Source organism: Actinospica acidithermotolerans (assembly GCF_018139625.1).
Lineage (GTDB): Bacteria > Actinomycetota > Actinomycetes > Streptomycetales > Catenulisporaceae > Actinospica > Actinospica acidithermotolerans.
Genome location: NZ_JAGSOH010000010.1, coordinates 48,161 through 74,576, shown reverse-complemented (window position 1 = coordinate 74,576; position 26,416 = coordinate 48,161). Strand labels below are relative to the sequence as shown.

Here is a 26,416-nt window from a genome sequence, read left to right as displayed (position 1 = left end):
ATGGCCACTCGAGGCGGGATCGGCGACCTGATCACCGAGGGCTTCGCGACGGCCCTGTTCGGCAGGCGCGAGACGGCGCGCATCCCGGTGCGCACCTCGAGCAACCAGGCCGAGGCGATCTACCTGCCGACGGCCGCGCCCGGCCTCGGCGACTCCGGGGTGATCATCGGCCGCGAGGTCTACAGCGGCAAGGGCTACGTCTACGACCCCTTCCAGCTCTACGGCCAGCAGCTGCCGGCCCCGCACTGGCTGGTGCTCGGCGAGTCCGGCAACGGCAAGTCGGCGCTGGAGAAGACCTACGTGCTGCGCCAGCTGCGCTTCCGGGACCGGCAGGTCGTGGTCCTCGACGCGCAAGGCGAGGACGGCGTGGGTGAGTGGAACCTGATCGCCGAGGCCCTCGGGGTCCGGCCGATCCGGCTCGACCCGCATGCGCGCGGCGGCCAGGGCATCCGGCTCAACCCGCTCGACCCGGCGATCACCAGCACCGGCCAGCTGGCCCTGCTGCGCACGATCGTCGAGGTGGCGCTCGGCCGTTCGCTGGACGAGCGCTCCGGCTACGCGCTCAAGGCCGCGCACACCACGGTCCACGCGGACGCGCAGCGCCTGGGGCAGCAGGCGATCCTGCACGACATCGTCGACGCGCTGCGCGAACCGCGCGCGGAGGCCGCCGAGGAGATGAACATCGCGCTCGAGGACGTGCGCGAGTGGGGTCTCGACGTCGCCCTCGTGCTCGACCGTCTGGTCGACGGCGACCTCAAGGGCATGTTCGACGGCGCGACCACCGAGGGCATCGACCTCGACTCCCCGCTGATCGTCTTCGACCTGTCCACGATCGACCGCAACTCGATCGCGATGCCGATCCTGATGGCGATCGTCGGGGTCTGGCTCGAGCACTCCTGGCTGCGTCCGGACCGGCGCAAGCGCATCCTGCTCGTCGAAGAGGCCTGGCACATCATCAACCAGCCCTCGGTGGCGCAGCTGTTCCAGCGGCTGCTGAAGTTCGGCCGCCGGCTGGGCCTGTCCTTCGTCGCCGTCGTGCACCACCTGTCCGACGTGATAGACGGTGCGGCGGCCAAGGAGGCGGCGGCGATCCTCAAGATGGCCTCCACGCGCACGATCTACATGCAGAAGTCCGACGAGGCGCGGGCGACGGGCCGGGTGCTCGGCCTGCCGCGCTGGGCCGTGGAGATCATCCCCACGCTCTCGCCGGGCATCGCGGTGTGGGACGTGAACGGCGACGTGCAGGTGGTCAAGCACATCGTCACCGAGGTCGAGAAGCCGCTGGTGTACACGGACCGTGCGATGACGGAGAGCTCGCCGCGGGAGGGTCTGGACAGCCCGCCGGTCGCGCCCGAGCTGCCTCCGGTCACGCCCGCGCTGCAGCCGAGGCTCCCCTCCGTGGCCCGCGCGCTGCCGCCGACCCGCGCGGTCGTGGCGATGCCGCAGCCCGAACAGCCGGTAGCCCTGCCGGTGACGTCGGCGAGGCCCGCGGCGGCCGCGCCCGCGGCCGTACCGCAGGCTCAGGAGCTTCTCGACGCGCCGGCGCCGGAAACCCGGGGGTACGACGAGCCCGAGGCATACGAGCCTGAGACGTACGACGCGCCGGAATCCGTGCCCGCGCTGAGCCCGGTGGCGCCGCCCGCGCTGTCCGCGGCCGCGAAGCCGACCATGGACGATCCCGAGCTCACGGCGCTGGCCGCCGCCCTCTTCGGGCCGCGCGCGCACACGCCGAGCCACCCGCGCCGGGCGGGGGAAGAAGACTCAGCCCGCTGATTCCGCGGACGGACGGCAGGGCCAGAGGTTTCCGCACAGGCAGTAGTCGGGGCCGTTCGCGATGGCGACCAGGCCGTGGACCGCGTGCCGGCGGCGGATTTCCAGCGGGGGAAGTTCAAGGCGCGTTGTGGTGTTCACTCTCACTCCTCACGGTGAGCCGACGGGCTCTCACTCAGAGCAACGAGCGTCCACTGGTTCAGTCACGGTGCGATCGAACGATTATCGGAAGATATGAATGCCCGGGCCTCAGGGCTTGAGCCGGTCCACCGCGACCAGCCGCGGCGAGGCGTTCTCCTCGGCCGTCGAGGCGTCGAAGTGCAGCACCCAGGCGGCACCCTTGGCCAGCGGCTCGTTCGCCCACCGGTCGGCGACGGCGTGATCCCACGGCTTGCCGTTGAGGGTCGGTTCGCGCTCCGGGTCGGCGAAGCCGGGGGCGTAGAGCAAGGCGGAGATGAGCTCGTCGAGCAGCGGGCCGTGCGTGCAGACGATGGCGCCGACGCGGCGGTCGGCGAGGGCGCGGACCCACGAGACGATCGCGCGCGGCGCGTGCACGTACGAGATCTCGGTCAGCGCGGAGTCCAGCTTCATCTCGACGCCGTGCAGCTCGGCGTAAGGACGCACGGTGTCGACGCAGCGCACGGCGGGAGAGCTGATCAACTCCTCGGCGCCGTAGACGGCGAGCAGCTCGGCCAGGGCGATCGCCTGCTGCTTTCCCTCCGGGGCCAGCGGCCTGGCCAGATCGTCCGGCCACTCGCTGCCGCGCCGCTCGGCCTTGCCGTGCCGCTGCAGCACGATCGGGAAGGTGTCGACGGGCCCTGACAGGAAGGCGTCGAGCACCATGACGTCGAGCGGGCTGGTCAGCCGCATCCGGGCCTGCGCGCCGGAGACCCACTCCAGCACGTCCACCTCGTCGTTCGCGAGGAACTCGGCTTCGCCCGCGGCGCGCGCGGCCCAGTATCTGACCTGCTTGGCGCGGCCCAGCACGTCGTACTCGGTGTTCGGCAGCCGGCGCCCGAGCACGGCCCGGTGCGCCGTCTCCTCCTCGACCTCGCGCACGGCGGTGAGCACCGGGTGCTCCCCCGGCTCGGCCTTGCCCTTGGCGAACGACCAGTCGTCGTAGCGCGGGCGGTGGATCAGCGCGAGCTCGAGCTCCTTGCCGTCCGGGCCCGGCCGCCAGAGCAGGGCTCCGGCGGCCTTGATCCGGGTCAGCTCGGTCGAGTTCAGGTGCGTCGACATGGTGATTTCAGCGTACTTCCTCGGCGAACCACGCGCGGTACGACGGGGCCGTCGCCGCGTTCCACAACTCGGGGAAGGACCGGCGGGAGCGGGCGATCTCGGCCCGCGACTCGCCGAGCAGCCGGCCGAGCACGAAGCCGGTGCTGGTCGCGATGCGCGGCGACTGGGCCGCGCGCAGCACCACCTCGCCGGCCACCGCCGCGTCCTGCTGCTGGCCGAGCTCCTCGGTGATCCGGGTCAGCTGCGAGGCGAAGGCCTCCGCGGGGATGCCGATCGCGGGCACGCACACCTCGGCGGCGTACCTGGCCCGCTTGGCGCTGATCCGCAGCCGGTGCCAGGCCTCGTCGGGGCCGTGCTGGTCCACCGCGGCGGCCCGCTTGGCCACCTGCGCGAACTCGGCGCGCACCAGCGGCGGCAGCACCTGCTCCGCGCTCGCCGCGAGCGGCCCCCCGGCGGCCGCGACGGCCTGCGGGGCCAGTGCGATCCGGTCGGCCAGCGCGTGGAAGTTCGGCCCCGCCAGCGCCGAGAGCGTCGCGTCGTGAGCCGCCGCGTAGTCCTTGCTGAGGATCCGGTCCACCAGCGTGTGCGCCCGCAGCACGCCGGGGTCCTCGGTGCCGTACCGCTCCAGCGCCCCGAGCAGCCGCTCGCGGACCACCTCGATGTCCCGTTCCGGCGCGATGACGTCGGTGAGCGCGGCGATCTGCGCGCTCAGCCCGTCGGCCCACTCCGCGTCCAGCAGCGGGCGGTAGGTGCGCAGCGCCGAGCGGGTGCGCCGGCAGGCCACCCGCAGCTTGTGCGCCGCCTCCGGCTTGTCCTGGCGCAGCCGGGGCAGCTGCGCCAGGAAGGCGTTGCTCTGCTCCGCCAGATACATGCGCAGCACGTCACCCGCCGTCGGGTCCATGCGCGTCTCACCTGCTTCCGCCCCGTAGATCGTGGTCGCATACATAAGGAGTCATCCACATCGCTGCGGCGCCCTGGTGGCGGCGCCGTTCGGACCGCGTCCCGATCGGGACGGGGGAGCTCAGCCCATCCGGGCCCGCCGGGCCGCCGAGCGCTGGTTGCGCGCGGCTATCAGGGCGGACTGCACGTCCCGGGTCGGTACCCCCTCGGGAGCGCTGCGCCTGATCCAGTCGCCGTCAGGACCGAGCTCCCAGCAGGAGGCGTCGGGTGCGAAGACCGTGTCGATGAGCCCGATCAGGGTACTGCGGTGGGCGGGCTCGGCGATCCGCACCAGCGCCTCGACCCGGCGGTCCAGGTTGCGGTGCATCATGTCCGCCGAGCCGATCCACACCTGCGCGGGCTCGGCGGCGGTGCGCACCGCTCCCCGGCTCGGCAGGTCCTCGCCGAACACGTAGATGCGCGAGTGCTCGAGGAAGCGGCCGAGCACGCTGCGGACCCTGATGTTCTCGGACAGCCCGGGAACCCCGGGGCGCAGCGCGCACATGCCGCGGACCACGAGGTCCACCGGCACGCCGGCCTGCGAGGCGGAGTAGAGCGCGTCGATGACGGCCTCGTCCACCAGCGAGTTCATCTTCATCCGGATGCGCGCCGTGCGGGCCAGCGCCCGGCGCCCGCTGGCCATCTTCGCCTTCTCCTGCTCGATCTTCTCGATGATCGAGTCGCGCAGACCGGTGGGCGCGGTCAGCAGGCGGCGGAAGCTGGTGGTGCGGGAGAAGCCGGAGAGCTTGTTGAACAGGTGCGTCAGGTCCTCGCCGACCTGCGGGTCGCAGGTCAGCAGGCCGAGGTCCTCGTACTGCCGGGCGGTCTTCGGGTTGTAGTTGCCGGTGCCTATGTGCGCGTAGCGGCGCAGCTTGCCCCCCTCCTGACGGACCACCAGGGAGAGCTTGCAGTGGGTCTTGAGGCCCATCAGCCCGTAGACGACGTGGCAGCCGGCCTGCTCCAGCGTGCGGGCCCAGACTATGTTGGCGTGCTCGTCGAACCTGGCCTTGATCTCCACCAGGACGAGCACCTCCTTGCCGGCCTCGGCCGCGTCCACCAGGGCGTCCACGATCGGCGAGTCGCCGCTGGTGCGGTAGAGCGTCTGCTTGATCGCGCGCACGTCCGGGTCGGCGGCCGCCTGCTCGAGGAAGGCCTGCACGGAGGTGGTGAACGAGTCGTACGGGTGGTGCAGCAGGATGTCGTGCTGGCGCATCGCGGCGAACACGTCGACCCCGGCGCCGGACTCGAACTCGACCAGGTCCGGGTGCATCGCGGTGGCGAACGGCGGGTACTTCAGCTCGGGCCGGTCCTCGCCGGCGATCGCGAACAGGCCGGTCAGGTCGAGCGGCGCGGGCAGCCGCATGATCTCGGCCTCGCCGATGCCCAGCTCGCGCACCAGCAGCTCGAGCACGCCGGGATCGATGGTGTTCTCCACCTCGAGCCGCACCGGCGGGCCGAAGCGGCGGCGCTGCAGCTCCCGCTCGAGGGTCTCGAGCAGGTTCTGCGACTCCTCCTCGGCCTCGACCTCCACGTCCTCGTTCCTGGTGACCCGGAAGGTGTGGCAGCCGAGCACCTCCATGCCGTTGAACAGGTGCGGCAGATGCGCCGCGATCAGCTGCTCCAGCGGCACGTAGCGCTGCTCGCTCACCTCGATGAAGCGCGGCAGCAGCGGCGGAACCTTGACCCTGGCGAAGTGCTCGTGCTGGGTGACCGGGTTGCGCACCTGCACGGCGAGGTTGAGGGTGAGCCCGGAGATGTACGGGAAGGGGTGCGCGGGGTCCACGGCGAGCGGGGTGAGCACCGGGAAGATCCGCTCCCGGAAGAGCACGTACAGCTCGTCCTGCTCGGCCTTGCTCAGGTCGTTCCAGAGCACGATCTCGATGCCCTGGGCGGCCAGTTCGGGGCGCAGCTGGTCCTGGAAGTGCACCGCGTGCCGGTTCATCAGCTCCTTGGTGCTGGCCCAGATGCGCTGCAGCTGCTCGCGGTGGCTCAGCCCCGAGGCGGTCGCCCCGGCGGCCCCGGTGGCGATCCGGCGCTTGATCCCGGCGACCCGCACCATGAAGAACTCGTCCAGGTTGTTCGCGAAGATCGCGCTGAACTTCGCCCGCTCCAGCAGCGGAACGTCCTTGTCCTCGGCCAGGTCGAGCACCCGGCTGTTGAACTGCAGCCAGGACGCCTCCCGGTCCAGGAAGCGCGGCAGGGGGGCCGCGGTCGGGTCGCCAGGCTGTTCCATGATCCAACTCTCGCATAGCAGAATGAACGGAGAGTGTCCTCCGGTCAGACTTTCGGTGTACCCCTCTCGATTCCCGCTATCAACCGGTCATATCCGCGCCACCCGGCCGCCACCTGTCAGCGGACCCGGTACTCCAGGTCGACCGATCGGGTGTGGAAGCCGGCGCGCTCGTAGAGCCGGACCGCGGCGGTGTTGTCGCCGTCCACGTAGAGGATCACCGTGCGGAAACCGCGCTTGGTCAGGTAGTCGAGGCCCTGGTGCAATAGCACGTGGCCCAGGCCGGTGCCCTGCGCGCCCGGGGCGACGCCCAGCACGTAGACCTCGCCGACCTCCTCCTCGGCGTACGCGCCGGCCGGGTGGGTCTTGGTCCAGTGGAAGCCGGCCAGCTCGCGCTTCGCGCCCGAGCCGCGTTCGGCGAGGAAGAAGCCGGCCGGGTCGAACCAGGGCTCGGCGATCCGCTCGTCGAGGTCGGTCCTGGTCCACTTGCCCTGCTCGGGGTGCGAGGCGAACGCGGCGGCGTTCACGGCGAGCCAGGAGTCCTCGTCCTCGCCGGGCCGGAAGGCGCGGATGGAGATCCCGGCGGGCGGCTTCGGCGAGAGGGCGGCCGGCGTCCAGCCGACGACCTCCATCAGCCGCAGCTCGCGCGACTCCACCAGGCCCAGCTTCGCGGCCACCCGGCGGGCGCCGGGGTGCGCGCCGTGCGCCCAGAACCGCGTCGCCCCGGCCTTGAGCGCGTCCCGGGCGAGCAGCGTGCCGAGCCCGGCCCCGCGCGCCTCGGGGGCGATCACCAGTTCGCAGGCGCGTCCCTCGTCGGGCTCCGCCGGATCGGGGTTGCCTATGTACGCATAGCCGAGTACGGCGCCCGCGGCGCCGTGCTCGATCAGATGGATGACGCCCGGACGGCCGTGCGCGACGGCGAGTCGCGCCTCCTCGGACAGCGGCACCTGGCCGTCCGCCGCGGCGGCCGCCGCTACCAGGGCGGCGACCCGCTCGCGATCGGGTCCGGTCAGCTCTCCCACGGTCTGCTCACGCATGGTTCCTACAGTAGATGCGCGGGGCGTCGGGGAGCGGATCACGGCCTAGACCGCGACGTTCTCCCGCTCGTTGCGCTTGTCCGGGTTGACGAAGCGGTAGCCCACGTTGCGCACGGTGCCGATCAGCTGCTCGTTCTCGGTGCCGAGCTTGGCGCGCAGCCGCCGGACGTGCACGTCGACCGTGCGGGTGCCGCCGAAGTAGTCGTAGCCCCAGACCTCCTGCAGCAGCTGCGCCCGGGTGAAGACCCGGCCGGGGTGCTGGGCCAGGTACTTCAGCAGCTCGAACTCCTTGAAGGTCAGGTCGAGCACGCGGTTGCGCAGCCGCGCGGTGTAGGTCGCCTCGTCGATGACCAGGTCGCCGTTGCGGATCTCCAGCGGCAGGTCCTCGCTGCCGGACGCGGCGGCCAGCCGGCCCAGCGAGAGCCGGATGCGCGCCTCGAGCTCGGCCGGGCCGGCGGTGTCGAGCAGGACGTCGTCGACCCCCCATTCGGCGGTCACGGCGGCCAGGCCGCCCTCGGTCGTGATGAGGAGCATCGGGCAGTCGAGGCCGGTCGTGCGCAGCAGTCTGCACAGCGAGCGCGTCGCGGGCAGCTCCCGGCGGCCGTCGACCAGCAGCACGTCGGCCGGAGGCGTGTCCATCAGGGCGGACGCCTCCGCGGGTGCGACGCGGACGGTGTGCAGCAGCAGCCCGAGGGAGGGCAGTACCTCGGTGGAGGGCGTGAGCGCGTTGGTCAGCAGCAGCAGTGTGGCCATGGGGGAGGTGCTCCTTCCACCGGCGTTCGTGCGGGCTTTGTAACCCGCGCGTAAAAAGCAACAAAGGACCCGGTGGCTTCATCGCCCGGATCCTTTAACGCAGAGGATAGCCGACGTGACCACCAGGTGTCTGTAACGAAGAACACACGATCTGATCTGGAGCGTGTCCACGACCCGGATGCCGTGGCGGATACTTGCTCCAGAACATGCGCCTTAAAACTAGCGATGGGTCGGGTACTGCTCGTGACAGCGACACTGCGTTTCTGGGCCGCCGCGCGCGAAGCGGCCGGGGCCGCCGAGGAGACGGTCGGCGCCGGCACGCTGGCCGACGCGCTGGACGAGGCGGTGCGCAGGCGCGTCGGCGATGCCGGGGCCGGGGCGGGGGCCGAGCTGCGGCGGGTGATCGAGCGCTCGTCCGTGCTGCTCGACGGGGTGCGGGTGGGCCGCGCGGAGCGCGCGTCCGTGCCGCTGCCGGACGGCGCCGTGGTCGAGATCCTCCCGCCGTTCGCAGGGGGCTGAGCCGGCGATGAGCTACGAGGACTACGAGCCGTACGACGAGTACGGGCAGCAGCCGGATCAGCAGTACGGGCAGTACGGCGAGCAGCAGTATCAGCAGCCTTATGAGCAATCGCAGCCGCAATACGAGCAGTACGAGCAGCCGCGCTACGAGCAGCCTCAGTACGAGCAGCAGCAGCCCGGATACGAGCAGCAGCAGGCGTACGGGCAGCAGCAGTACGAGCAGCAGTACGAGCAGCAGCAGTACGAGGCGCCGTACCAGGACCAGCAGTGGGCGCAGTCCGGCATGGGCTGGGAGCAGCGCGCCTGGAACGAGGCGCGGCACGGGGCCTCGCACCCGTACACGCAGGTCAACGAGCTGTCCGGGACGGACTTCCCGCAGTACCAGGCGGACCTTCCGCGCGACCTGCCGGTGCCGGACTATCCCCCGGAGTACGAGCAGTACACGGAGTACGCCGAGTACTCGGAGACCTCGTACGCGGATTACGCCGAGCAGCCCGCCGGGTTACCGCGTCAGCGCGCCGAGAAGGCGGCCGAGCCGGAATCGGGGCTCGAATCCGAGCCGGAGCCGGCCCGCCGGCCTGAGCCGGACAAGCCCGCGACCGCCGCGCGGCCGGCCGCGCAGGCCGGCCGCGGGGCCTTCGGCGCGGCCGGGATCGGCGCGATAACCGCGGTCGCCGCGATCGCTTCCAGCGGAGCGCTGCTGATCGTGGCGGCCTTGATCCAGGCGGGCGTCGCGTTCGGCTGGCAGCAGGCGATGGGCACCCGCGACGACGGCCGGCTCGACCGCCGCGCGGCCGTGCTGACCGCGCTGATCGGCTGGGCTGGGGCCGTGGCGGCCTTCAAGCTCTCGGCGGACAGCGAGTACCTCGGCGTCCTGGCGCCGCTCGGCGCCGGGTTCCTGCTGCTCGCGGCCGACCAGACGGTGCGGCGGCGCGAACTCGGCGACGGCGAGCGGGCGGCCGGCCTCGGGATCTCGGTCGCGGGCGGCCTGTTCGCCGTGCTGCCGGCCGGATTCGTCGTCGCGGAGCGTTCGGACTCGGCGCTCACCGGCGCGTGCGCCTCCGCGGCCGCGCTCGGCGTGCTCTGCTGCGCGCTCCTCGGCCGCAACCCGGTGCGCGGCATCCTCGCCGGCCTCGCGGCGGGTGCCGCCGTCGGCGCGTTCGCGGCCCAGACGCTCCAGGCGAACGGCGGACCGCAGGCCGGAGCCCTGGGCGGTGCCATCGCCGCGCTGGCCGCGGCCACGGCGGTCGGCGCGCTGGACCGGATCGTCGCCGAGGACGAAGCGCGCGGTCCGACCCGGATCGTGTCGCAGGTGTTGCCGGTCGCGCTCTCGGCGGTCGGCGCGCTCATCGCCTCCACTGTTTTCCGGTGATACGCCCGCAATCCGCGCGCCCCCCGCGAACCTCGCCGCACGAGCGCGAAGCGGATTAGGCTGGCTCGCGTGACTGAGCCGACCGTGCCCATGCCGCACAACAGTTGGGAACAGCCCACGCAGCAGGCGGGCGCCGAGAGGGTCAAGCCGCCGCGCCGCCGCCGGCGCGGCACCAGGTGGCTGATCGCCCTGGTGATCCTGCTCGCCCTGCTCGTCGGCGCGGACCGGATCGCACTGGCGGTCGCCGAGGACCAGCTCGCCGGCCGGATCCAGTCGTCCCAGCATCTGAGCCAGAAGCCCGGGGTGAGCATCTCCGGCTTCCCCTTCCTGACCCAGGTCGCCGCCCGGAACTTCCCGCACGCGACGGTCGACATCCACGGCCTGACCGCGAACTCGCTGACCATCACCGACCTGCACGCGGACCTGCGCGGGGTGCACGTGAACGGCGCCTTCAACGGCGCGACCGTGGACTCGCTGACCGCTACCGCGCACATCTCGTACTCGGACATCGCCAAGGCGCTCTCCTCGCAGCTGAACGTCGACGGCGTGCAGGTGGGCACCATCCAGGTGAGCCACGCGGGGAACGACCAGATCAAGGCGTCCTACTCGCTGCTCGGCGTGGACGTCAGCGCGATCGTGGACGTGACCCTGGCCGGCGCCAACGAGCTGGAGTTCAAGTCGGTCAGCTTCGACAGCCCGCTCTCCACGCTGGTCACCCCGTCGAACTTCGACGTGAAGTACAGCCTCGGCGCGCTGCCCTTCGGGATGAACCTGACCCAGCTGACCTTCACCGACTCCGATGTGCAGATCTCGGCCACCGGCAGCCACGTGAACCTGAGCCAGAGCACGGTTTCGGGCGGCTGACTTGGGGGGATGCTCCCGCAGCGCGGCCGTGTTTCATATGTGAGACCATCGTCTCACTTAGTGAGATGTTCGTGACAGTCCGCCCGATCCGTCCCTAGTATCGACGACATGAGGCCTCAGGCAGAGCTCACCAAGCGGCGCGCAGTCGACCTGTGCCGCGTCGCCACCTGCCTGTGTCGCCTGGCCTGATTCCAGGCGAGTGCCGCGCCCTGTCCGGACTCCGGCGGGCGGCCTCCTTCGAGCCTGGTACGGGCCCCGCACCCCAGCACGCGAGTTATCCGGCATTCCCGGCATTGAACACCCCTTAGCATCAGGAGACTCATATGAGCCGCAGCGACGTCCTGGTCGACGCCGATTGGGTCGAGCAGCACCTCGACGACCCGAAGGTGGCCGTCGTGGAAGTGGACGAGGACACCAGCGCCTACGAGAAGAACCACATCCGCAACGCGATCCGGATCGACTGGAAGCGCGACCTGCAGGACCCGGTCCGCCGCGACTTCGTCAACAAGGAGCAGTTCGAGGCCCTGCTGTCCGAGCGCGGCATCGCCAACGACACCACCGTGGTGCTCTACGGCGGCAACAACAACTGGTTCGCCTCCTACGCCTACTGGTACTTCAAGCTCTACGGCCACCAGGACGTCAAGCTCCTCGACGGCGGCCGCAAGAAGTGGGAGCTCGACTCCCGCGACCTGGTCGAGGAGGTGCCGTCCCGCGCCGCCACGAACTACACGGCCCAGGAGCAGGACGAGACCATCCGCGCGTTCCGCGACGAGGTCGTGTCCGCGATCAACGTCAAGAACCTGGTCGACGTGCGCAGCCCCGACGAGTTCTCGGGCAAGCTGCTCGCCCCGGCGCACCTGCCGCAGGAGCAGTCGCAGCGCCCCGGCCACGTGCCGAGCGCCAAGAACATCCCGTGGTCGAAGGCCGCGAACGACGACGGCACCTTCAAGTCCGACGCGGAGCTGACCGAGCTGTACCAGCAGGAGGGCGTGGACCTGGCCAAGGACACGATCGCCTACTGCCGCATCGGCGAGCGCTCCGCGCACACCTGGTTCGTGCTGCACGAGCTGCTCGGCCAGCAGAACGTGAAGAACTACGACGGCTCGTGGACCGAGTACGGCTCCCTGGTCGGCGTTCCGATCGAGCTCGGCGCCTGAGCGTCAGCGGAAAGAGGTAACTGATATGTGCGGCGCCACCACCGGCGGCCTTTCCCGGGAGGGTATCGACGTGTCCAAGGAAACCGTGATCGAGGGAACGATCAGCAAGGACGGCGTGCCGGTCACCGGCTACGTCCGCCTGCTCAACGCGGACGGCGAGTTCACCGCCGAGGTCCCGACCTCCGCGACCGGTGCGTTCCGCTTCTTCGCGGCGCCCGGCAGCTGGACGCTGCGCGCGCTGGTGCCCGGCGGCACCGCCGACCGCGCCGTGGTCGCCGCGCAGGGTCAGGTGCACGAGGTCGCGATCGCGGTCTGATCCGCGCGACGTGCGTTCCGAGGGCCCCCGGCAGCTCGCCGGGGGCCCTCGCCGTTCCCCTCGCCGTCCCCCGCCGTTCTCAGTAGACGAGCGCCTGCGTCCCGTCCTGCAGGATCTCGGACGCGAACACCTGCGCGCCGGCGATCCGCACGCCGGGACGCAGCATCGGCTCGGTGATCTCCCGCCGCGCGGCGCACTGCGTGCACAGGGTCACGGTGCCGTTCGCCAGGATCGCCTCCAGCAGGTCGGGCAGCGGCGCGGAGTGCGGCAGCTCGAACTCCTCCGCGCGCCCGGGGAGCGCGAACCAGGAGGACTCCCCGGTCAGCCAGAGCGAGACGCGGGCGCCGGAGGACGCGGCGACCGCCGCGACGGTGAAGGCCTGCGCCGTGCGCTCGGCCGCCTCGGCGCCGGACGTGAGCTTGATAACGAGGTTTCGGATCGTCATGCCCACCGAGCGTAATTTAGAATCGAGGCGCAACCGCCCAGCCCTTGACGCACAGGAGCGCAACGTCATGGAGAACTTCTTCACCGCCTTGCTCGTGGTGATGTTCATCGCCGTCGTCTGGTTCGCCGGCTACGTGGTGCTCAAGCTGTTCAAGGGCCAGAGCTGATGCCGATCACCATCCCGACCGATCTGGACCCGGCGCTGCTGCCGCTGTCGTTCCTGATCGGCGAGTGGGCGGGGGTCGGCCTGGGTCAGTACCCGACGATCGAGGACTTCCGCTTCGGCCAGGAGGTCGTCGTCTCCTATACGCCGGGCAAGGCGTTCCTGGACTACGAGTCGCGCTCCTGGCTGATCGACGAGGCCGGGGAGAAGGTCAGGCCGCTCGCCCGCGAGCACGGCTACTGGCGGCCGCAGCCGGACAACCAGGTCGAGCTCGTGCTCGCGCACCCGACCGGCATCGTCGAGATCTGGCTCGGCGCGGTCGACAACGGCAAGATCGAGCTGCGCACCGACGCCGTCGCGCGCACCGGCTCGGCGAAGGAGTACTCGGCCGGCCACCGCCTCTACGGCCTGGTGAAGGGCGACCTGTACTGGACCTTCGACATGGCGGCCGTCGGCAAGGAGATCCAGAACCACCTCGCCGCGCAGCTCAAGCGCGTGAAATAGCGATAAGAAACGGGGTCTCGCCACGGCGTACAGTTGGATGCGTGTCGTCCAGCGGTGCACCCATCGACCTGACCGAGGAGCTGCGGGCCAAGGGCTACCGGCTCACCCCGGCCCGCCAGCTCGTCCTCGGCGCCGTGCTCGCGCTCGAACACGCCACCCCGGACGCCATCTGCGCGGAGGTGCAGCGCACCGCGAGCTCGGTGAACCTCTCCACGGTCTACCGCACACTCGAGCTGCTCGAGGAGCTCGACCTCGTCTCGCACACCCACCTGGGCCACGGCGCGCCGATCTACCACGCCGCGCACGAGCGGGACCACCTGCACCTCGTCTGCGGCTCGTGCGGCAAGATCACCGAGGTCGCCGCGAGCTGCGCCGACTCGCTGGTCGAGGGCCTGCGCGCACGATTCGGCTTCGAGACGGACGTCGCGCACTTCGCCCTGTTCGGCCGCTGCGCCGAGTGCGTGGCCGGCGGGGTGAGCGCGAACACGGCCCGGCACGGATCCGGGAACAACTCGGCCGGTTCCGCGAGTTGATCCGGTTATGCGATCCCCCCTGCTCGACCTGCCCGGCGCCGTCCCGGCCGAAGCCCCCGACGAGGGCGTCGCCGCGCACTACGGCAATCCGCACGTGGAACAGCGCGAGCTGGAGGCGGGCCGCGGCTTCGTGGACCTCTCGCACCGCGGCGTGCTGCGCATCGGCGGCAAGGACCGCCTCGCCCTGCTGCACACGCTGACCACGCAGCACCTGAGCGGCCTGGCGCCGCACGAAGCGACCGAGACGCTGCTGCTCGATCCCAACGGCCGCATCGAATACGCGCTCTACCTCGTCGACGACGGCGAGTCCACCTGGGCGCACGTAGAGCCGGGCACGGCCGAGCCGTTCGCCGCGTTCCTGACCAGGATGCGCTTCATGCTCGAGGTCGAACCCGCCGACGTGACCGGCGAATACGCGCTCGTCTACGAGCCCGCGCCGAGTGAGATCGCCGACGTGGTCGCCCGCGAGCTGCCCGGCGGCGCCCGCGAGCTGTTCCTGCCCCGCGAACGCCTCGCCGAGTACGGCCGCACGCACGCGCACCCGGCCGGCGTCTGGGCCGCGGAGGCGCTGCGGATCGCCGGGCACCGGCCGCGCGCCGGGCTGGAGACGGACCAGCGGAGCATCCCGCACGAGCTCGGCTGGATCGGCTCGGCGGTCCATCTCAACAAGGGCTGCTACCGCGGCCAGGAGACCGTCGCCCGGGTGGAGAACCTCGGCCACCCGCCGCGCCGCCTCGTGATGCTGCACCTCGACGGCACCGAGGAGCACCTGCCGCCGCACGGCTCGCCGGTGCTGCTGGACGACCGCGAGGTCGGCGCCGTGACCAGCTCGGCCCGGCACTACGAGCTCGGCCCGATCGCGCTCGCCGTGGTCAAGCGCACCGTCCCGGTGGACGCCGTGCTGCAGGCCGACGGCGTCCCGGCCAGCCAGGAGGTCGTCGTCGCGCCGGACACCGGCGGCATCGCGCGGGAGCGGCTGCGCCGTCCGGTCTGAATCCGATACCGAATAGGCCGGTTTCCGATCGAGGGGGCGGACGTTTTCCGCCCGCACGCTCAGCTGATCGGGTGACAGTCGTCTGTCAATGGGCCGTACGGGCGAGCACCGTGGCACTATGCAGCCATGACGGACGTGACGCGGCGCGCCGAGCGGCGCCTCGACCGGGTGCTCGCCGCCGACCTGGACCTGAGCGGCCTCGGCACCGCCGAGCTGCGCGAGCGGCGCGGCGAGGCGATCGCGGAGGAGGCCGACCTGTCCTACCTCCGCCGGCTGCTGCATGGCCGGATCGACATAATCACCGCCGAGCTGCGCGGCCGGGCCGCGGGCGACGCGAGCCCGCTGATCGACCGGCTGACCGAGATCCTGGCCGACCAGCCGGCGCCCCGGCAGGCCTCGGCCCGGCACCTGCCGGTCGGCGGGGTGTCCGTGGGCGAGTACCGGCTCGAGATGGAGGCCGCGCTCGCCGAGATAGACCTGCCCGACCTCGACTCCTGCACCGCGGCCCGGCTCACCGAGGTGGCCGACCGGCTCACCCGGCACGAGCAGGAGATCTCCGCGCTGCGCCGCACCGTGCAGCACGTGGTCGACGCGTACGCCGCCGAACTCGCCCGCCGCTACCGGGCCGGCGAGGCGCGGGTGGACGAGCTGCTCGCCTGACGTGCTAGCAAGCGCGCTTGCAAAAGCAAGCACCTCCGCCTACCGTGGACTCGTGACAGATCTGCACCTCGGCCCGGTCCGGCTGGCCCAGCTCGGCGCGTACATCCGCGAACAGCGGGAGAGCGCGCAGTACTCGCTGCGGCAGCTGGCCTCGGTGTCCGGGGTGTCCAACCCCTACCTCAGCCAGATCGAGCGCGGGCTGCGCAAGCCCAGCGCCGACGTGCTCCAACAGCTCGCCAAGGCCCTGCAGATCTCCGCGGAGACGCTGTACGTCCGGGCCGGGCTGCTCGACGGGGAGCAGGGTGCGGCGGCCGAGGACGGCGACGAGCGCCGAGGGGCGGAACAGCCGGCGGAGCGGACGGGCGTGCTCGCCGCCATCGCCGCCGACCCCCATTTGACCCCACGTCAGAAGAACGCCCTGCGGGAGATCTACCTCTCCCTGCGCGGGCAGGAAGGCAATGACTGAGATGGCCATCACCGACGAAATCCGCAAGACGCTGAGCGACCCCAAGCCGCTGTACGCGCTGGCCGGCGCGGGCGACCTCGCCGCCGAGAAGCTCAAGGACGCCCCCGAGCGGTTCAAGGACGCCCCGACGCTGCTCGCCGAGGCCGGTGCCACGCTGACCACGCTGGCTAACAAGATCGCCGCCGAGGCGCCGGAGAAGATCGCCAAGGCCGGCGCGACCGTGCAGGGCGTGGCGGCCAAGGGCCTGCGCCCGGACACCGAGGCGCTGCGCGCCACCGCGCAGACCGTGGCGCTCCAGCAGGTCGGCCGGCTGCTCGAGGCCGCCGGCAAGGCGGTGGAGACCTACGACGAGCTCGCCGAGCGCGGCAAGGTCATCGTCCTGCGCTTCTCCGGCGGCAAGGCCGAATCCGCCGAGGACGAGTCCGTCGCCGGCGAGGACGGCACTGTGAAGGTCGTCGTCGAGCAGGTCGTCGAGGACGACGAGATCGTCGGGGGGCCGGCCGAGTCCGCCGCCGAGGCCGCCGAGGTCTTCATCGCGGCCGCCGAGGCTGAGGAGGCCGAGCAGGCCGCGGAGGCCGCGGAGGCCGTCGCGGACACCGAGCCGGGCGCCCCGAGCCGTCCCGCGACGCCGAACCCGGCCGCGAAGAAGGCCCCGCCGCGCAAGCGCCCGAGCGCGCCGAAGACCCCGCGCCCGCCGAAGCCGTAAGGGCGGCCGGGACCGGACCGGGCGACGGAAAAAACTGAGAAAACGCCGAGGCATCCCGCGTTCGGGGTAGCGTGGGATGCCTGCGGGGTATCCGCACCTCGCGGACCATCGCCTCTGGAAGCCGAATCGAAGGGACGGGCACATGCTGGGCAGCGGCTTGATCACCGACACTTTCTTCAGCGTGCTGAACCTGCTCCTGCTCGCGCTGTTCTGCTTCAAGCTCTTCGTCTTCATCGACGCGGCCATCCGGCCGGCCAGCGCCTACGTGGCCGCCGGCAAGCTGACCAAGGTCGCCTGGCTGCTGATCCTCGGGATCGCGGCCTTCTACGACCTCAAGTGGGGCTCGTTCGTCTCGTTCCTGACGATCATCGGAGCCGCCGCGGCGATCATCTACGCCGTCGACGTGCGGCCCGCGCTGCGTCAGCTTTCCGGGCGCAGCCCCAAGCGCGGCCAGAAGAACCGCCAGCACGACGGACCCTACGGGCCCTGGTAAGCTCCATCCCCGCGCTGACCTGCGCCGACATTGATCCTCCGGGTTTAAAGCAAACTCTCAAAATGCCTTCACAACCGGCTAAGTTCCGGTCGGCATAGTGTGAGTCACCCCCCAAGGTCGGGGCGGACCGGTTCGCCGGAAAGCCCCGCTACTCCGAGGGTGCCCGACCCCCGGAGGGTGCCTCGAGCACCGACCCCTGCGGCCTCGGCTGAGCTACCCCCCGCGAGCTCCCCGAGGCCGCAGGCGGTGCCCGGCCTCTCGCAGGCCCGCCAGCGCAACCGGTTGCGGTGGGCGCGGCGGGGCCTTCGAGGCAGTACGTCGGTCGGCTCTCGCGGGTGGGGCTCTCTTTCCGAGCAGGCCCGCGTCGGGTCATTTCGGCGCGAGCGCCCGCCAGTCCACGGTCAGCTCGCCCAGCCGCCAGCGGGAGACACGGTCCAGGACCGGCCAGTCGGCGCTGAGCGCGCGGGCCGCGCCGATCCACCGCTGCCGGGCGCCGAAGGCGCCGAGCGGCGCGCAGGCGGCCCAGGCGCGCTCCCAGTCCAGCAGGAAGGCGTGCACGCTCTCGCCCGGCACGTTCCGGTGGATCAGCACCTTCGGCAGCCGCTGCGCGAAGATCGCCGGGCTCTCCAGCGCCGCGAGGTTGGCCGCGAAGCTGAGCGTGCGCGGGCCCTCGGCGTCCAGCGTCGCCCAGACCGCGATCCGGCCGTTCTCCGAACAGGTGCCCTCCAGCAGCAGCCCGTCCGGCGCGAGACCGGAGCACAGCCGCGCCCAGACCTCCGCGACCGCGCCCTCGTCGTACTGCCGCAGCACGTTGAAGGCGCGCAGCAGCACCGGCGGCGCCGGGACCGGCAGCTCGAAGCCGCCCAGCCGGAAGGCCAGGCCCGGCGGACGCTGATAGGGCCCGGCCGCGGCCACCCGCGCCGGGTCGATCTCCAGGCCGAGCACCCGCAGGTCAGGCCGGACCGCCCACAGCCGCTCGGCCCACTCGACCGTCGTCACCGGGTACGCGCCGTAGCCCAGGTCCACGGCCAGCGCGCCCGGCTCCGCCGACCAGAGCAGCCGGCTGTGCGTGCCGAGCAGCCACCGGTCCACCCGGCGCAGCCGGTTCGGCGCGGTCGTGCCGCGGGTGACCGTGCCGACCGGCCGGGTCCTGGCCATCCGCGCCTACTCAGTTCTCGCGGTGCACCTTGTGCGACGCGGCCTGCGCGAGCGGACGGACCACCAGCAGGTCCACGTCCACGTGCGGCGGCCGGGTCACGGCGAAGGCCACGCAGTCCGCGATGTCCTCGGCGACCAGCGGCTCGGCCACGCCCCGGTAGACCGCGTCGGCCCGGTCCGCGTCGCCGCCCAGCCGGTTGAGCGAGAACTCCTCGGTCCTGACCATGCCGGGCGCGATCTCCGTCACCCGCACCGGCTTGCCGTTGAGCTCGAGCCGCAGCGTCTCGCTCAGCGCGCGCTGGGCGTGCTTCGCGGCCGTGTAGCCCGAGCCGCCCTCGTACACCGCGTGGCCCGCGACCGAGGTGATGTTCACCACGTGGCCCCGGCCGTGCTTGAGCATCGCCGGCAGCAGCGCCTGGACCATCCGCACCGAGCCGAGGACGTTCACCTCGTACATCCAGCGCCAGTCCTCGATCTCCGTCTCGGCCGCCGGGGCCAGGCCGCGGGCGCCGCCCGCGTTGTTCACCAGGACGGCGCACTCGGGCAGCCGCGCGGCCAGCGCGGCGACCGACGCGTCGTCGGTGACGTCCAGCTCAACGGGCCGAACGCCGGTCTCGGCCGCCAGCCGCTCGAGCCGGTCGAGCCGCCGGGCCGCCGCGAACACCTCGAAGCCCTCGGCCGCCAGCCGGCGCGCCGTGGCCGCTCCGATGCCGCTGCTCGCTCCGGTCACCACCGCTACAGGTTGGGTCATGCGGCCATTCTCCCAAACGGGCGAACGTCCATCCGCCGCGAGCCCCCCGCGCGCTCCGATGCGCGGGGCCGGTGCACGAGCCCTAGGGAATACTGGATCGGGCGGGAGAGGTTCTGGCGGTTGCCCGGAAGTGCGCAACCCACAAGGAGTGAGTGATCGTGAAGCCCCGGCGGATAGCCATGCTCTCCGTGCACACGTCCCCGCTCGAGCTGCCGGGGACGGGCGACGCCGGCGGCATGAACGTCTACATCGTCGAGCTGTCCAAGCAGCTCGCCGCGCTGGGCACCGAGGTCGAGATCTTCACCCGGGCCACCGGCGGCTATCTGCCGCCACAGGTCGAGCTGTCCCCCGGCGTGCTGGTGCAGCACGTCACCGCGGGTCCGTACGAGGGCCTGTCCAAGGAGGACCTGCCGGGACAGCTGTGCGCCTTCACCTCCGGCGTGCTGCGCACCGAGGCCTTCCACGACCCCGGCTACTACGACCTGATCCACTCGCACTACTGGCTCTCCGGCCAGGTCGGATGGCTGGCCAAGGAGCGCTGGGGCGTGCCGCTGGTGCACTCGATGCACACGCTCGCGAAGGTGAAGAACGACGCGCTGGCCGAGGGCGACACCCCGGAGCCGACGGCCCGGCTGATCGGCGAGGACCAGGTGGTGCGCGCGGCCGACCGGCTGATCGCGAACACCGCGCAGGAGGCCGAGCAGCTGATCCGGCTCTACGACGCGCCGGACGAGCAGGTGACGGTCGTGCACCCGGGCGTGAGCCTGGACCGCTTCGCGCCGGGCGACCGGCGCGCGGCCCGCGCCGCCCTCGACCTGCCGGCCGACGCCCCGCTGCTGCTGTTCGCCGGGCGCATCCAGCCGCTCAAGGCCCCGGACGTGCTCCTGCACACGGCGGCGGAGCTGCTGCGCCGCGACCCGGCGCGCTACGCGGACCTCGTGGTGGCGATCGTCGGCGGACCGAGCGGCAGCGGCAAGGCCACCCCGCACCACCTCACCCGGCTGGCCAAGCGGCTCGGCGTCGCCGGCCACGTGCGCTTCGTGCCGCCGGTGGACCAGGACCGGCTCGCGGACTACTTCCGCGCCGCCGACGTGGTCGTGGTGCCCTCGTACAACGAGTCCTTCGGGCTGGTCGCGATCGAGGCGCAGGCCTGCGGCACCCCGGTCGTCGCCGCCGCGGTCGGCGGCCTCGGCACCGCGGTGCGGCACGGCGAGTCCGGTCTGCTCGTGAACGGCCACGACCCGGCCGACTACGCCACCGCCTGCGCGCGCCTGCTGGAGAACCCCGCCGCCCGCGCCCGGATGGGCGAACGGGCCCGCCTGCACGCGGCCCAGTTCGGCTGGGGCGAGACCGCCCGCCGCACCCTCGAGGTCTACGACGAGGCCCGCGCCCTGACCGGCCCGCACGCCCCGGCGATCCGCGCCGCGTAAGCTCGAACCGTGAGCCAGACTGTGCGCGAAGCCGCGGCGTCCGAGATCGAGAAGGCGCTGCGCGAGTCCGAGGCGGAGTTCGAGACTCCGGCGCCCGGCCACTACGTCGTCTCGCTGCCCGGCACCCGCAAGCTCTCGACCGCCTGCTCGCTGCTGCTCGGCGACCATACCCTCTCGGTCAACGCCTTCGTGGTCCGCTCCGCCGACGAGAACCACGAGGGCGTCTTCCGCTGGCTGCTGGAGCGCAACGCGAAGCTGGCCGGGGTCGCGTTCGCCATCGACCGGCTCGGCGACGTCTACCTCGTCGGCAGGCTCCCGCTCGCCGCCGTCACCGCGACCGAGGTGGACCGGCTGCTCGGCACCGTCCTCGAGGCCGCGGACAGCAGCTTCAACACCCTGCTGGAGCTCGGGTTCGCGAGTTCGATCAGGCGGGAGTGGGAGTGGCGGCTCAAGCGCGGCGAGCCGACCTTCAACCTCGCCGCCTTCGAACGTCTACGACCCGAGACACCCGGCGACTGAGCCGAGCCGCTCGGATAGTCTCGGGGCATGGCTGACAACTACCGCCTCGTGCTGCTGCGCCACGGCGAGAGCGCGTGGAACGCGAAGAACCTGTTCACCGGCTGGGTGGACGTGGACCTCACCGCCCAGGGCGAGGAGGAGGCGATCCGCGGCGGCAGGCTGCTGGCGGAGCGCGGCCTGCTGCCCGACGTGCTGCACACCTCGGTGCTGCGCCGGGCCATCCGCACCTCGCAGCTCGCGCTGAACGAGATCGACCGGCACTGGATCCCGACCCACCGCTCGTGGCGGCTGAACGAGCGGCACTACGGCGCGCTGCAGGGCAAGGACAAGGCCCAGACGCTCGCCGAGTTCGGCGAGGAGCAGTTCATGCTCTGGCGCCGCTCCTACGACGTCCCGCCGCCCGTGCTCGCCGAGGACGACGAGTACTCGCAGTTCAACGACCCGCGCTACGCGATCCTGCCGAGCGAGCTGCGCCCGCGCACCGAGTGCCTGGCCGACGTCGTGGACCGGATGCTGCCCTACTGGTACGACGCGCTGGTCCCGGACCTGCGGGCCGGGCGCACCGTCCTGGTCGCCGCGCACGGCAACTCGCTGCGCGCGCTGGTCAAGCACCTCGACGGCATCTCCGACGAGGCCATCGCCGGCCTGAACATCCCGACCGGAATCCCGCTCTACTACGAGCTCGACGCCGACCTGCGCCCTGTCGTCAAGGGCGGCGAGTACCTCGACCCGGCCGCGGCCGCCGAGGCCATCGAGGCCGTCAAGAACCAGGGCAAGAAGTAATCCGGTAACGCGAAACGGCCCCTTTCCCGCGCTTCGAGGCGCCGGGGAGGGGCCGTTTTTCCGTTCTTGGCCGTCTCCGGGCCGTCAGCGCAATGCCGGGCCGGAATCACTCCGGCGGGGCATTCGTATTACTTCGGCCCGGAACTCGCCCGGACTGCGCGCATCAGTTCTCGCCGGTCACCAGGAACACCAGGCGGCGGGCGACCGAGACGGCGTGGTCCGCGAAGCGCTCGTAGTAGCGGCCGACCAGCGTGACGTCGATGGCGGTCTCGACCGGGTATTCGTTGCCCTCGTGCAGCAGCTCCGCGAACAGCTGGCGGTGCAGCGCGTCGACCGCGTTGTCCTCCTCGTCGAGACCGCGCGCGGCCTCGACGTCCTGGCCGTCGATGATCTCGCCGGCCTTGGTCGCCAGCTCGACGCCGAGGCGGCCCATCTCGCGGATGGAGTCGTGCAGCTCGGCCGGCACGGCCGAGTCGGGGTAGCGCAGCCGCGCCACCTTGCCGATGTGCTTGGCGAGGTCGCCCATGCGCTCGAGGTCGCTGCTCATCCGCAGCGAGGTGACGATCGTGCGCAGGTCGCCGGCGACCGGCTGCTGGCGGGCCAGCAGGTCCAGGGCCTTCGCGTCCAGGTCGCGGCGCAGCGCGTCGACCTCCTCGTCACCGGCGATGACCTTCTCGGCGAGCTGCAGATCGGAGTTCAGCAGGGCGTCGGTGGCCTGGTTCAGCGCGGAGGCGACCAGACCTGTCATCTCGATCAGGGTCGCGCCGATCGAGTCGAGCTCTTCGTGGTACAGGTCGCGCATCGGGCACTCCCGGTCATGGGTGGTTTGATTTCTCCGATACCGTACGTGGTTCACTCGTGCGGCGGCCATGGCGGTCGGTGAATCAAACGCGACCCATACGTGAATTCTCGGCGACGTTAGCGGTTGCCCGTACACCTGGCCTTCGAAACGCCGGGTTCGCCCGCTTACTCTGATCGTGTGCCAATATTCGTCGCGTCCGCCTTGCACATCGCGGCCGTCTCCGCCTCCGCGCTGGTCGCGCTGGGCGTGGGCGCCGCGGGCGGCCTCGCCTTCCGCTGGAGCGAGCGGGACCGGGCCAAGTCCGACCCGTCGCCGGAGCCGCTGGTCCCCTCCGGGGTCGCCGCGGTCCTCCAGGTGCTGCGCTCCTCCGCGGTGCTGCTCGATCCGAGCGACGCCGTGGTCAAGGCCTCGCCGGCGGCGCACGCCATGGGCCTGGTCCGCGGCCAGCGGCTGGTGCCCGAGGAGCTGACCGGGATCGCCCGCCAGGTCCGCAGGGACGGCGAGATCCGGCAGGTCGAGCTGGAGCTGCCGCGCGGCCCGCTGGGCCAGGACACGCTCGCCGTCTCCGTCCGGGTCGCCCCGCTCGGCTCCCAGCTGGTGCTGGTGCTGGTCGAGGACCGGACCGAGGCGCGCCGGGTGGACGCGGTGCGCCGCGACTTCGTCGCCAACGTCAGCCACGAGCTCAAGACCCCGGTCGGCGCGCTCGCGCTGCTGGCCGAGGCCGTGCTCAGCGCGAGCGACGACCCGGACGCGGTGCGCCGCTTCGCCGGCCGGATGCAGAAGGAGTCGCACCGGCTGACCAACCTGGTCCAGGACCTGATCGACCTGTCCAGGGTCCAGGGCGACGACCCGCTGGCCAAGGCCGTCCCGGTGGACCTCGGCGAGGTCGTCTCCGCCGCCCGCGAGCGGGTGGCCGAGGTGGCCGAGGCGCGGTCCATCGAGATCGTCGCGGCGGGCGCGGACGGGGTCGCCGTGCTCGGCGACCGCGGACAGCTCACCACCGCGGTGGGCAACCTGGTCGAGAACGCCGTCAACTACTCGCCCGACCGCACCAAGGTGGTCGTCTCGGTGCGGGTGGAGGGCGAGCTCGCCGAGGTCTCGGTCACCGACCAGGGCGTCGGCATCCCGGACCAGGATCTGAACCGGATCTTCGAGCGCTTCTACCGGGTGGACCCGGCGCGCTCGCGGATCACCGGCGGCACCGGGCTCGGGCTCGCGATCGTCAAGCACATCGCCGCCACCCACGGCGGGGACGTGTCGGTGTGGAGCGTCGAGGGTGCCGGCTCCACCTTCACCCTGCGGTTGCCGGTGGCCGTCCAGGCCCCGGCGGCCGAGCTGCATCCAACAACCCCCGCTCAACAGGCAATCACGACAGGGAGTCGAACGACGTGACCAGGGTGCTGGTAGTCGAGGATGAGGAGTCGTTCAGCGACCCGCTCTCCTACATGCTGCGCAATGAGGGCTTCGAGGTCGCCGTGGCCGCCACCGGACCCGAGGCGCTGGACGAGTTCGACCGGCACGGCGCCGATCTGGTGCTGCTCGACCTGATGCTGCCCGGGCTGCCAGGCACCGAGGTCTGCCGCCAGCTGCGCACCCGGTCCAGCGTGCCGGTGATCATGCTGACCGCGAAGGACTCGGAGATAGACAAGGTCGTCGGGCTCGAGCTGGGCGCGGACGACTACGTCACCAAGCCCTTCTCCTCGCGCGAGCTGGTGGCCCGGATCCGCGCCGTGCTGCGCCGGCACGGCGGGCAGACCGAGGAGCTCGAGGACGCGGCGCTGGAGGCCGGCCCGGTCCGGATGGACGTGGAGCGGCACACGGTGAGCGTCGGCGGCAACGGCGTGCAGCTGCCACTCAAGGAGTTCGAGCTGCTCGAGATGCTGCTGCGCAACGCGGGCCGGGTGCTCACCCGGATGCAGCTGATAGACCGCGTCTGGGGCGCGGACTACGTCGGCGACACCAAGACGCTGGACGTGCACGTCAAGCGGCTGCGCGCGAAGATCGAGCCGGACCCGGCGCTGCCCCGCTACCTGGTGACCGTGCGCGGCCTCGGCTACAAGTTCGAGCCCTGATCGTCCCCGCACCCGTTCGCGCGAACGGCCCCCGCTGCACCACTCGCGTGGTGCAGCGGGGGCCGTTTCGCTTGGGCCGAAAGAGTGCGTGCGTCTCGCTACGGCCGAAAAGGTCAGTGCGTCGCGCTGGCCGAGGCCGTGGCGGTCGCCGTCGCCGTTCCGGTGGCCGTGCCGGTCGCGGTCGCCGTTCCGGTGGCCTTCGCCGCGGTGCCCGAGGCGGTCGCGGTGCCGCTGGCGGTTCCGGAGGCCGTGGCGGTGGCGGTGGAGGTCGCGGTGCCCGAGGCGGTGGCGGACGCGCCGGTGTTCGGGCCGTTCGGGTTGAACGTCGCCCACAGCCCGCTGTTCGGCTCGACGATCGCGGTGACGGTCGCGGTCTGGCCGTTCGAGAAGTTGTAGACGACCTGGGTGTTCGCACCCGTGGTCAGGCTGGCGTTGGCGAGCTCGATCTCCGGCTGGCCGGGCTGGCCGAACTGCACCGACTTCAGGCCCGGGATGGTCACCGAGCTCGCGCTGGCGGTCACGCCGGGGGCCAGCTTGCTGGTGTCGGCGGGGGGCACGATGGTGGCGGCGGCGCCGCCGATCGTGACGGAGGTCAGCTCGATGGAGTTCGAGGGGACCGGGTCGGTGTTGGCGACCTGGCCGGTCACCTCGGCGTTGCCGGTGGAGGAGTCGAACACGACCCACACGTTGCTGATCCAGGTCTCGCCGACCTTCGCCTGGCCGGCGTCCGGCTTGATCTGGTAGACCTCGGCGCCGTTGCCGTTCGAGCAGGCGGCGAGCAGGGGCAGGGCGACCAGGAGCACGGAGCCGGCCAGCGCGGTCCGGCCCCGGCGGGAACCCAGCGGAATGCGGCGGCCGGTCCGCCCGGTGGACGTCGTGGGGTTGCTGCTCACGGTGGGTCAGGCTCCTCGCGGTGGCTGTGGTCGCTACTCAGGAATCATTTAGCCACAGCGTACTGACCGCCGTTGACGGCGACTCACCGGGATACCCGTTTAGCCGCCGGACACGGGTGCGGGGCGGCGCCCGCCGCCCCGCCTCACCCGGTTCATCCTTGTTCTCACCGTTCGCCCGGCGCGTCGCCCGATCAGCGGACCGCGCCGATCAGCGGACCGCGCCGAGGGCGCCGACGAGCGAGGCCGCCAGCAGCGCCGCGGCGAGCAGCGTGGCGATGACGCCGCGCGGCGAGCCGAGCGAGCGCAGACCGCGGGTCATCCGGGAGCGGCGCCTGGCCCAGCGCTGCTCGCGTTGGACGCGCCGCCGGTCCGAGGTCAGCTCCCGCGGGTCGGCCGGGGCGCGCAGCTGCGCCTCGGTGATCGCGGTGCCGTCGGGCCAATGGCCGACGATCGCCGCCTCGGGATCTTCATGGGCCGCGTCCCACGAAGAGGAATAGTCGCTGCTCGAATCCACTGATCCATCACCCCACCTGCGAGAGGCCGCCAGTCCACGCTGCGCTGGTACGAGTCATTGTGCGCCCGCAAGTCGCGCTTGCCCAGAGTTGTTGCCGCTCCGGGTTCGGTGAAACCCGCGCGGGCGCACGCCTTGCGCGGGCGAATTCACGCCGGGGCGGCGGTTGAGAGCAAGATTCTTGGGCAGGCTGTAACGCCCGCCACGCCGCGCTGACCAGGGGCGAGTACGGCCGCGGAACGCTTGTCAAGTGGGCATCACCTATCTGACCTGGGCAAACGCCCTTCAGAATCAGCCTGAACCGTGTTATCCTGGTTACCCACGGAAGGGGTACGCAT

Annotated in this window: 31 protein-coding genes; 19 read left to right on the top strand and 12 right to left on the bottom strand. The window is 71.7% G+C overall.

Going from position 1 to position 26,416, the window contains the following annotated elements; genetic code table 11:
* Entirely contained in the window at window positions 1-1,773 is a 1,773-nt protein-coding gene (locus KDK95_RS06350; RefSeq protein ID WP_249160426.1) for an ATP-binding protein, read from the top strand.
* Here KDK95_RS06350 and KDK95_RS06345 read toward each other — a convergent pair.
* The 6 genes from KDK95_RS06345 to KDK95_RS06320 all read right to left on the bottom strand — a co-directional run bounded on the left by KDK95_RS06345 (window position 1,762) and on the right by KDK95_RS06320 (window position 7,968).
* On the bottom strand, window positions 1,762-1,911 hold the full coding sequence (locus KDK95_RS06345) for a hypothetical protein (protein ID WP_212517071.1): 150 nt from the start codon (window positions 1,909-1,911) through the stop codon (window positions 1,762-1,764). The genes KDK95_RS06350 and KDK95_RS06345 overlap by 12 nt on opposite strands.
* 108 nt (window positions 1,912-2,019) lie before the next feature.
* Window positions 2,020-3,009, bottom strand: a complete 990-nt coding sequence (locus KDK95_RS06340) for an NUDIX hydrolase (RefSeq protein WP_212517070.1) — start codon at window positions 3,007-3,009, stop codon at window positions 2,020-2,022.
* 7 nt (window positions 3,010-3,016) lie between these two features.
* Window positions 3,017-3,955, bottom strand: coding sequence for a CHAD domain-containing protein (locus tag KDK95_RS06335; protein ID WP_212517069.1), 939 nt, complete (start codon window positions 3,953-3,955; stop codon window positions 3,017-3,019).
* A 75-nt stretch (window positions 3,956-4,030) separates the two neighbouring features.
* Window positions 4,031-6,181, bottom strand: a complete 2,151-nt coding sequence (locus KDK95_RS06330; protein WP_212517068.1) for an RNA degradosome polyphosphate kinase — start codon at window positions 6,179-6,181, stop codon at window positions 4,031-4,033.
* A gap of 116 nt (window positions 6,182-6,297) precedes the next feature.
* Window positions 6,298-7,215: a mycothiol synthase gene (gene mshD, locus KDK95_RS06325; protein ID WP_212517067.1), complete on the bottom strand. Its 918-nt coding sequence runs from the start codon at window positions 7,213-7,215 to the stop codon at window positions 6,298-6,300.
* A gap of 45 nt (window positions 7,216-7,260) precedes the next feature.
* Window positions 7,261-7,968 carry a response regulator transcription factor gene (locus KDK95_RS06320; RefSeq protein ID WP_212517066.1) on the bottom strand — a complete coding sequence of 236 codons (708 nt, stop codon included), beginning with the start codon at window positions 7,966-7,968 and terminating at the stop codon, window positions 7,261-7,263.
* Window positions 7,969-8,193: 225 nt separating this feature from the next.
* Between KDK95_RS06320 and KDK95_RS06315 the strand changes: the two genes are divergently transcribed.
* From KDK95_RS06315 to KDK95_RS06295, 6 genes are all read left to right on the top strand, one after another.
* Window positions 8,194-8,487, top strand: a complete 294-nt coding sequence (locus KDK95_RS06315; RefSeq protein ID WP_372463270.1) for a MoaD/ThiS family protein — start codon at window positions 8,194-8,196, stop codon at window positions 8,485-8,487.
* Between the two features lie 7 nt (window positions 8,488-8,494).
* A complete protein-coding gene (locus KDK95_RS06310) occupies window positions 8,495-9,859 on the top strand; it encodes a DMT family transporter (RefSeq protein ID WP_212517064.1) in 1,365 nt (454 codons plus the stop codon).
* 69 nt (window positions 9,860-9,928) lie between these two features.
* The gene (locus KDK95_RS06305; protein WP_212517063.1) at window positions 9,929-10,723 is read left to right on the top strand and encodes an LmeA family phospholipid-binding protein; all 795 of its coding nucleotides are present in this window, start codon (window positions 9,929-9,931) and stop codon (window positions 10,721-10,723) included.
* Window positions 10,724-10,831: 108 nt separating this feature from the next.
* Window positions 10,832-10,912, top strand: coding sequence for an Ms5788A family Cys-rich leader peptide (locus KDK95_RS38145; RefSeq protein ID WP_372463271.1), 81 nt, complete (start codon window positions 10,832-10,834; stop codon window positions 10,910-10,912).
* Between the two features lie 134 nt (window positions 10,913-11,046).
* Window positions 11,047-11,880, top strand: coding sequence for a sulfurtransferase (locus tag KDK95_RS06300; protein ID WP_212517062.1), 834 nt, complete (start codon window positions 11,047-11,049; stop codon window positions 11,878-11,880).
* 25 nt (window positions 11,881-11,905) lie between these two features.
* Window positions 11,906-12,196 (top strand): DUF1416 domain-containing protein, encoded by a 291-nt coding sequence (locus tag KDK95_RS06295; protein ID WP_212517061.1) that lies wholly within the window; start codon window positions 11,906-11,908, stop codon window positions 12,194-12,196.
* A 79-nt stretch (window positions 12,197-12,275) separates the two neighbouring features.
* Here the strand turns inward: KDK95_RS06295 and KDK95_RS06290 are convergent, their stop codons facing one another.
* On the bottom strand, window positions 12,276-12,641 hold the full coding sequence (locus KDK95_RS06290; protein ID WP_212517060.1) for a DsrE family protein: 366 nt from the start codon (window positions 12,639-12,641) through the stop codon (window positions 12,276-12,278).
* A gap of 165 nt (window positions 12,642-12,806) precedes the next feature.
* Here KDK95_RS06290 and KDK95_RS06285 point away from each other — a divergent pair, with 165 nt between their 5' ends.
* The 7 genes from KDK95_RS06285 to KDK95_RS06255 all read left to right on the top strand — a co-directional run bounded on the left by KDK95_RS06285 (window position 12,807) and on the right by KDK95_RS06255 (window position 17,159).
* Window positions 12,807-13,307, top strand: coding sequence for a heme-binding beta-barrel domain-containing protein (locus tag KDK95_RS06285; protein WP_212517059.1), 501 nt, complete (start codon window positions 12,807-12,809; stop codon window positions 13,305-13,307).
* Window positions 13,308-13,348: 41 nt separating this feature from the next.
* Window positions 13,349-13,840 (top strand): Fur family transcriptional regulator, encoded by a 492-nt coding sequence (locus KDK95_RS06280; RefSeq protein ID WP_307844201.1) that lies wholly within the window; start codon window positions 13,349-13,351, stop codon window positions 13,838-13,840.
* 7 nt (window positions 13,841-13,847) lie between these two features.
* A complete protein-coding gene (gene ygfZ, locus KDK95_RS06275; protein ID WP_212517058.1) occupies window positions 13,848-14,834 on the top strand; it encodes a CAF17-like 4Fe-4S cluster assembly/insertion protein YgfZ in 987 nt (328 codons plus the stop codon).
* A 126-nt stretch (window positions 14,835-14,960) separates the two neighbouring features.
* Entirely contained in the window at window positions 14,961-15,494 is a 534-nt protein-coding gene (locus KDK95_RS06270; protein WP_212517057.1) for an RsiG family protein, read from the top strand.
* A gap of 52 nt (window positions 15,495-15,546) precedes the next feature.
* On the top strand, window positions 15,547-15,960 hold the full coding sequence (locus tag KDK95_RS06265) for a helix-turn-helix domain-containing protein (RefSeq protein WP_212517056.1): 414 nt from the start codon (window positions 15,547-15,549) through the stop codon (window positions 15,958-15,960).
* Window positions 15,953-16,666, top strand: a complete 714-nt coding sequence (locus KDK95_RS06260; RefSeq protein ID WP_212517055.1) for a hypothetical protein — start codon at window positions 15,953-15,955, stop codon at window positions 16,664-16,666. The genes KDK95_RS06265 and KDK95_RS06260 overlap by 8 nt, the downstream gene beginning before the upstream one ends.
* A gap of 142 nt (window positions 16,667-16,808) precedes the next feature.
* A complete protein-coding gene (locus tag KDK95_RS06255) occupies window positions 16,809-17,159 on the top strand; it encodes a DUF2516 family protein (protein ID WP_212517054.1) in 351 nt (116 codons plus the stop codon).
* 369 nt (window positions 17,160-17,528) lie between these two features.
* On the opposite strand, the gene KDK95_RS06250 is transcribed toward KDK95_RS06255, so the two are convergent.
* Together KDK95_RS06250 and KDK95_RS06245 are read right to left on the bottom strand one after the other, a co-directional pair.
* Window positions 17,529-18,317 carry a hypothetical protein gene (locus KDK95_RS06250; protein ID WP_212517053.1) on the bottom strand — a complete coding sequence of 263 codons (789 nt, stop codon included), beginning with the start codon at window positions 18,315-18,317 and terminating at the stop codon, window positions 17,529-17,531.
* Window positions 18,318-18,327: 10 nt separating this feature from the next.
* Complete coding sequence (locus tag KDK95_RS06245) at window positions 18,328-19,068, bottom strand: SDR family NAD(P)-dependent oxidoreductase (protein WP_212517052.1); 741 nt, start codon at window positions 19,066-19,068, stop codon at window positions 18,328-18,330.
* Between the two features lie 179 nt (window positions 19,069-19,247).
* Here KDK95_RS06245 and mshA point away from each other — a divergent pair, with 179 nt between their 5' ends.
* Genes mshA through KDK95_RS06230 form a run of 3 tightly spaced genes read left to right on the top strand, consistent with a single transcriptional unit; the run spans window position 19,248 to window position 21,800 of the window.
* A complete protein-coding gene (gene mshA, locus KDK95_RS06240) occupies window positions 19,248-20,498 on the top strand; it encodes a D-inositol-3-phosphate glycosyltransferase (RefSeq protein WP_249160451.1) in 1,251 nt (416 codons plus the stop codon).
* A gap of 9 nt (window positions 20,499-20,507) precedes the next feature.
* Window positions 20,508-21,017: a type III secretion system chaperone family protein gene (locus KDK95_RS06235; RefSeq protein ID WP_212517050.1), complete on the top strand. Its 510-nt coding sequence runs from the start codon at window positions 20,508-20,510 to the stop codon at window positions 21,015-21,017.
* Window positions 21,018-21,044: 27 nt separating this feature from the next.
* On the top strand, window positions 21,045-21,800 hold the full coding sequence (locus KDK95_RS06230; protein ID WP_212517049.1) for a phosphoglyceromutase: 756 nt from the start codon (window positions 21,045-21,047) through the stop codon (window positions 21,798-21,800).
* Between the two features lie 163 nt (window positions 21,801-21,963).
* Here the strand turns inward: KDK95_RS06230 and phoU are convergent, their stop codons facing one another.
* The gene (gene phoU, locus KDK95_RS06225) at window positions 21,964-22,602 is read right to left on the bottom strand and encodes a phosphate signaling complex protein PhoU (protein ID WP_212517048.1); all 639 of its coding nucleotides are present in this window, start codon (window positions 22,600-22,602) and stop codon (window positions 21,964-21,966) included.
* Window positions 22,603-22,779: 177 nt separating this feature from the next.
* On the opposite strand from phoU, the gene KDK95_RS06220 reads away from it, so the two are divergent.
* Together KDK95_RS06220 and KDK95_RS06215 are read left to right on the top strand one after the other, a co-directional pair.
* Window positions 22,780-23,994, top strand: a complete 1,215-nt coding sequence (locus KDK95_RS06220; RefSeq protein WP_212517047.1) for a sensor histidine kinase — start codon at window positions 22,780-22,782, stop codon at window positions 23,992-23,994.
* Window positions 23,991-24,674 (top strand): response regulator, encoded by a 684-nt coding sequence (locus KDK95_RS06215; RefSeq protein WP_212517046.1) that lies wholly within the window; start codon window positions 23,991-23,993, stop codon window positions 24,672-24,674. The genes KDK95_RS06220 and KDK95_RS06215 overlap by 4 nt, the downstream gene beginning before the upstream one ends.
* A 113-nt stretch (window positions 24,675-24,787) precedes the next feature.
* Here KDK95_RS06215 and KDK95_RS06210 read toward each other — a convergent pair whose 3' ends face one another.
* Together KDK95_RS06210 and KDK95_RS06205 are read right to left on the bottom strand one after the other, a co-directional pair.
* Window positions 24,788-25,567 (bottom strand): hypothetical protein, encoded by a 780-nt coding sequence (locus KDK95_RS06210; RefSeq protein ID WP_212517045.1) that lies wholly within the window; start codon window positions 25,565-25,567, stop codon window positions 24,788-24,790.
* Window positions 25,568-25,775: 208 nt separating this feature from the next.
* Window positions 25,776-26,081 (bottom strand): hypothetical protein, encoded by a 306-nt coding sequence (locus KDK95_RS06205; RefSeq protein ID WP_212517044.1) that lies wholly within the window; start codon window positions 26,079-26,081, stop codon window positions 25,776-25,778.
* Between the last annotated feature and the right edge of the window lie 335 nt (window positions 26,082-26,416).